Origin of the sequence: Corynebacterium sp. HMSC076G08 (assembly GCF_001811515.1) — a bacterium.
In the GTDB taxonomy this organism is placed as follows: Bacteria; Actinomycetota; Actinomycetes; order Mycobacteriales; family Mycobacteriaceae; genus Corynebacterium; species Corynebacterium hiratae.
Genome location: NZ_KV805033.1, coordinates 1 through 1,097, shown reverse-complemented (window position 1 = coordinate 1,097; position 1,097 = coordinate 1). Strand labels below are relative to the sequence as shown.

1 rRNA gene is annotated in these 1,097 nt (G+C 53.7%); it reads right to left on the bottom strand.

Features of this window, described 5'->3' with window-relative positions:
- Positions 1-1,097, bottom strand: a 23S ribosomal RNA gene (locus tag HMPREF2806_RS04885); the annotation flags it as partial.

The window sequence follows — 1,097 nt, the reverse complement described above, 5'->3', positions numbered from 1 at the left end:
TCGTATCCGCGGTGGTTAGTATCAGTGCTTTATCATGGGCGCGGATATACGGGTACCAGAATATCAACTGGTTGTCCATCGACTACGCCTGTCGGCCTCGCCTTAGGTCCCGACTCACCCTGGGAAGACGAACTTGACCCAGGAACCCTTAGTCATCCGGCGGGAAGGATTCTCACCTTCCAATTCGTTACTCATGCCTGCATTCTCACTCGCACACACTCCACGCCTCCTTACGGTAACGCTTCAACACATGCACGACGCTCCCCTACCCAAACAAAAAGTTTGCCGCGGCTTCGGCGGTGTGCTTGAGCCCCACTACATTGTCGGCGCAGGACCACTCGACCAGTGAGCTATTACGCACTCTTTCAAGGATGGCTGCTTCTAAGCCAACCTCCTGGCTGTCTTCGCGATCCCACATCCTTTTCCACTTAGCACACCCTTAGGGGCCTTAACCGGCGATCTGGGCTGTTTCCCTCTCGACTATGAAGCTTATCCCCCACAGTCTCACTGCCGCACAACACAATTGATGGCATTCGGAGTTTGGCTGACATTGCTAAGATTGTAGTCCCGCTCAACCAACCAGTAGCTCTACCTCCACCAAGCTAATGCGACGCTGCACCTAAATGCATTTCGGGGAGAACCAGCTATCACGGAGTTTGATTGGCCTTTCACCCCTACCCACAACTCATCCCCGCAGTTTTCAACCTACGTGGGTTCGCGCCTCCACAGCATCTTACTACTGCTTCACACTGGCCATGGGTAGATCACCCCGCTTCGGGTCCAGGACATGCCACTAACAACACCCAATTAGGATTCGGTTTCCCTACGGCTACCCCACACGGGTTAACCTCGCGACATGCCGCTGACTCGCAGGCTCATTCTTCAAAAGGCACGCCATCACACAATAAAAAGTGCTCTGACGGATTGTAAGCACATGGTTTCAGGAACTATTTCACTCCCCTCCCGGGGTACTTTTCACCATTCCCTCACGGTACTAATACACTATCGGTCACACTGAGTATTTAGGCTTACCGGGTGGTCCCGGCAGATTCACAGCAGATTCCACGAGCCCGCTGCTACTCGGGCAACCCAACAAC